General features: G+C 72.5%; 6 protein-coding genes. 2 read left to right on the top strand and 4 right to left on the bottom strand.

The genetic code is table 11. The features are described 5' to 3' along the window. Positions 1-54: 54 nt before the first annotated feature. Positions 55-663 carry a GyrI-like domain-containing protein gene (locus tag G6024_RS03130; RefSeq protein WP_132063487.1) on the bottom strand — a complete coding sequence of 203 codons (609 nt, stop codon included), beginning with the start codon at positions 661-663 and terminating at the stop codon, positions 55-57. Between the two features lie 187 nt (positions 664-850). On the opposite strand from G6024_RS03130, the gene G6024_RS03125 reads away from it, so the two are divergent. After that, positions 851-1,033 (top strand): hypothetical protein, encoded by a 183-nt coding sequence (locus tag G6024_RS03125; RefSeq protein WP_069389860.1) that lies wholly within the window; start codon positions 851-853, stop codon positions 1,031-1,033. Beyond that, positions 1,030-1,917 (top strand): MBL fold metallo-hydrolase, encoded by an 888-nt coding sequence (locus G6024_RS03120; protein ID WP_159147980.1) that lies wholly within the window; start codon positions 1,030-1,032, stop codon positions 1,915-1,917. Before G6024_RS03125 ends, G6024_RS03120 begins: the two co-directional genes overlap by 4 nt. 7 nt (positions 1,918-1,924) lie before the next feature. Here the strand turns inward: G6024_RS03120 and G6024_RS03115 are convergent, their stop codons facing one another. From G6024_RS03115 to G6024_RS03105, 3 genes are all read right to left on the bottom strand, one after another. Beyond that, the gene (locus G6024_RS03115; RefSeq protein WP_235027741.1) at positions 1,925-2,326 is read right to left on the bottom strand and encodes an ArsR/SmtB family transcription factor; all 402 of its coding nucleotides are present in this window, start codon (positions 2,324-2,326) and stop codon (positions 1,925-1,927) included. Beyond that, positions 2,323-2,811 carry an SRPBCC domain-containing protein gene (locus G6024_RS03110; RefSeq protein ID WP_159147978.1) on the bottom strand — a complete coding sequence of 163 codons (489 nt, stop codon included), beginning with the start codon at positions 2,809-2,811 and terminating at the stop codon, positions 2,323-2,325. Before G6024_RS03110 ends, G6024_RS03115 begins: the two co-directional genes overlap by 4 nt. Positions 2,812-2,959: 148 nt before the next feature. Further along, the gene (locus G6024_RS03105) at positions 2,960-3,922 is read right to left on the bottom strand and encodes an SDR family NAD(P)-dependent oxidoreductase (RefSeq protein ID WP_159147976.1); all 963 of its coding nucleotides are present in this window, start codon (positions 3,920-3,922) and stop codon (positions 2,960-2,962) included. Positions 3,923-4,002 lie beyond the last annotated feature (80 nt).

Below are 4,002 nucleotides of genomic sequence, written 5' to 3'. Positions count from 1 at the left end.
TGGGGGCTGCAGGCGGCGGGCGGCGGGCGGCGGGCGACGGGCGATGAACCCGGGTCAGGCGGCGTCGTCCGGGGTGGGGGCGGGGCAGAACAGGTCGGTCCGCAGGGTGGCTGGATCCATGTCCGGGCTCGGCTCGGTCACGTAGACCTCCCAGAACGGGCTGCCCGGCGCGCGCCCCATCGCGCCGATCGCGCCCATGAACTCGCCCCAGGCCTGCCCGAGCCCGTCGTAGGAGCCGAGATGACTGGTCACCGCCACGTCCCCGGCCGGGAGCTCGGACGCGATGACCTGCATCCCGTCGATCTCGGACGGCTCGTCGGGGTGCAGCTCGGCCAGCGGTCGCGCCAGGGGGAACCCGATCTCCAGGTCCGCGGCGGGTTCGGGTTCCTCGGTGGTGCGCGTGTAGAGCGCGAACGCCGGCCCGGCCGGGGTGACGCCGGCGGCGAACAGGGCAGGAAAGGCCGTGCCGAAGGCCGAATCGAAGAACCCGGCGATCGTGGCCATGGGCACGCCGGTGGCGCGGACGACGGCGGTCGGCACGGCCGGTGCGCGCAGCAGCCGCACCCCCTCCACCGGCTCGGGCCCGAGGTCGGGGTACCCGGGCGGCGGGTCGGCCGGCGCGGCGTCGCGTGGGTCGTGGGACGGGGAGGATGACGACGACATGGTGTGCCCTCTCGCTGCGGCGGCGGTCTGTCCAGTGTGCGCCGCGGACGCGCACCGGGGAAGACCCGCCGGGCAGCCGGGACCGTCGCGCGTCGGTCATCGGTGGTCGTCGGTCTCCTGTCGACGGCGGGGGCCACCGGCCTGTCGGTCGGATGCGACCCGGGCGTACGGCAGGAACAATCGTGGCATGCCCCACTACCGCCTCCACACCCCCGACCAGACGATCGACCTCGGCGACTTCGACAACGCCCAGGAGGCACTTGAGTCCGCCGTCTCCAGCCAGTCCGAGAAGATCCCCGTCGACGGGTCGCTCGAGCTGCAGATAGGCGACGACTGGCATGCCGTCGACATCGAGGGGGACATGCCGTGAGGCCCGGTCGCGGTGCGGACGCGGGCGGCGCACCCGTGGGCTCGGTGACCCAGTGCGCGACCTGCGGGGTCGAGCGCGCGCAGCCGCTACCGGAGGTGTGCCCGATCTGCGCGGACGAGCGCCAGTACGTGCCGTCCGGTGGGCAGCGGTGGACCGACCCGGAGGAGTCCCGGGCCCGTGGCGCGTCGATCGAGTTCGCCGAGCGCGAGACCGACGTCATCAACCTCGTGCAGATCAACTCCCCCGGCATCGGGCAGAAGCCAGCGCTCATCCGCACCGAGCACGGCAATGTGCTGGTCGAGGCGCCGAACTACATCAGCGACGAGGCGGTCGCCGCGGTGCGCGGGTGGGGCGGCCTCGCCGCGATCATCGCCTCGCATCCGCACATGTACGGGGTGCAATCACTGTGGTCGTCGGCGTTCGACGACTGCCCGGTCTACGTCTCCGCGCCGGACGAGAAGTGGCTGGGCCTGCGGCCGGGCAACACGGTGGTGTGGGGCGGGGGCCACGCCGCGGACCCGGCGGACGGCGGCGAGATCGAGATCGTGCCGGGCGTGCGCGCGTCCCAGCCCGGCGGGCATTTCCCGGGCAGCGTGGTGGTGCACTGGACCGCCCCCGACGGTCGCGGCGTGTTGTTCACCGGTGACACGATCGGTTCGGTCGCGGATCCGGGGTGGGTGACCTTAATGCGCTCGTTCCCCAACTGGATGCCGCTGTCCGGCGCCGTCGTCCGCCGGATCGCCGACCACGTCTCGCGTTACGACTTCGACCGCATCTACAGCAACTTCGGGGGCTGCGTGCCGCAGGACGCCCGCGGTGCCGTCCAGCGCTCGGCGGAGCGCTACGCCGCCTGGGTTGACGGCGAGTTCGACCACCTCACCTGACCGGCGGTCACTCAGCGGGCTCGGCGCGCTCGGCGTGTTCGGCGTGTTCCGCGTGTTCCTTGACCAGGGCGAGCCTGCGATCCCAGCCCCGGGACACCGCGCCGAGCAGATCGGAGATCTCGCGGATCCGGTCGGGCCGGACCGCATGAACCTGCCGTCGCTGCTGTGGGCTCGCGATGACGAGCCCGGAGTCCACCAGTATTCGCAGGTGTTTGGCCACCGCCTGCCTGCTGATCCCGAGGTCGGCGGCCACCGCGCCGGCGTCGTCCGGCCGATCGGCCAACCGGACGAGGATGCGGCGGCGGGTCCGGTCGGCGAGAGCGGCGAAGACGCCGTCAGCCTCGGGCGCGAGCAGGCCCGACCGCCCCTCCCCTTCGGCCGCTCGGGCGTCGGCGGGGGCGTCGCTCACGCCTGATCCTCCGCCCGGCGCCGGGCGAGGTCGAGTTCGGTCTCCCACCCGGCGGAGTTCTCCTCGAACCGCTGCCGGCGCACCACCGCGTCGCTGCTCAGGCCGGCGAATCCGGTCTCCCGCACCGTGAGCACCACGCCGGAACCCTGCGGCTCGACCGTGAACTCGATCGTGTTGGACGGCAACTCGTCGACGCTGCCGACCTGCCCGCCCAGCCAGCGGAACACCGCACGGCGGGGCGGGTCCAACTCGACGGTGCGGATGCTGAACTCACCGTGCACCGGGTCCACCACGTGCGAGACGTCACCCTCGGTGGTGATCTCGTGCTCGGTCCACTCGCCGTCGTTGATGAACCACCCCGGTTCCGAGATGATGCCCCACACGGTCTGCGCCTCGGCGTCGATGCGGATGCTGCGGCCGATCTCGTCCGGCACGTCGTCGGTGGTCGTATCGGGTCCGGTTCCGGCCGTTCGGTTCTCGCTCATGGGACTTCCCTCCCTCGCGGTGCGTTCCGCTCGGTGGATGCTGGGTCGCGGGGTGCACCTGTGCTTCCACGATCGCACGTGCGCAGCCGTAGTGCAACCCCATGGTTGCACTAATCCTCAGACGACCCGCGAGCTGCCCGCGGCGGCCTCAGTCCGTCGCCGTCTCCGCCGCGGCGAACTCCCAGAAGCGCTCCGCGATCGCCGGGTCCGATGCCTCGGCGCTGCGTCCGATGAGCGTCGGCATCCCCCGCAGGTGCTGCATCGCGTCCGGCCCTGTGTAGCTGCACGGCGGCAGCGGACGGGTCGCGGCGAACATCGTCGTGAGCGCGGCCTGCGCGGCGGGCTGGGCGAAGAGCGAACACACGCCGGTCACCACCCGGTCGATCGCCGCGTTGCCGGTGGCGTTCGAGATCCCCGTGGCCGCCCAACCGGGGTGGGTGAGCTGCACGTCCACCCCCGCCGCAGCCGCCTCGGCCCTCCCATCCCGCAGCCGCTGATCCAGCGCCAGGCCCCACAGCATGTCGCCGAGCTTGGACTGGGAGCAGGCCGCGGCGGGGGTCCACCGTCGACGGCGACAATGCGGGTCATCGACATCGAAGGATCCACTCTTGTGGGCGTTGGACGCGACGATCACCACCCGTCGCCGCACCAGCGGCAACAGCAGGTTCGTCAGCAGGAACGGGCCCAGCACGTTGACGCCGAGAAGCATCTCGAACCCGTCGGCGGTCTCGCACCGGCGTGGGATGATGGCGCCGGCGTTGTTGACCAGCACGTCGATCTGCTCGACCTCCCCGTCGGCTTTCTCGCCGGCCACCCTGCCGATCTGCCCGCCGACCCGCCCTTCCGCGTCGCCGCCACCGACGCCGGTCAGCTCGCCCGCCGCCCGGCGGACGCTCTCGAGCGAGGCGAGGTCGACCTCCACCACCCGGGTTTCACCGGGCAACTGCGCCGCCACCTGCCGCCCGCGCTCGGTGTCACGGACGGCGAGGATCACCCGCGCTCCCGCCCGGGACGCCGCCCTGGCCGTCTCCAACCCGACCCCACTCGTCGCGCCGGTGACGAGCCACGTCTGTCCGGTCAGGTCGGGGAGGTCGATCGTCTTCTCAGGCACCGTCGCAGCCTACGACGCTCCCGCGTGGAATTCGGCCGTCACCACGGACAGGCCGGCCGTAGCCGCGGGGGCGGATCGGC

The sequence above is a fragment of the Dietzia maris genome (assembly GCF_014144855.1).
GTDB lineage: Bacteria > Actinomycetota > Actinomycetes > Mycobacteriales > Mycobacteriaceae > Dietzia > Dietzia kunjamensis.
The sequence above is the reverse complement of the archived record's forward strand: the minus strand, read 5'-3'. Positions and strand labels throughout refer to the sequence as shown.

What these genes read in the sequence shown, in the direction of transcription:
- G6024_RS03130 (WP_132063487.1), bottom strand. Translation starts at nt 663, where the DNA reads ATGTCGTCGTCATCCTCCCCGTCCCACGACCCACGCGACGCCGCGCCG.
- G6024_RS03125 (WP_069389860.1), top strand. Translation starts at nt 851, where the DNA reads ATGCCCCACTACCGCCTCCACACCCCCGACCAGACGATCGACCTCGGC.
- G6024_RS03110 (WP_159147978.1), bottom strand. Translation starts at nt 2,811, where the DNA reads ATGAGCGAGAACCGAACGGCCGGAACCGGACCCGATACGACCACCGAC.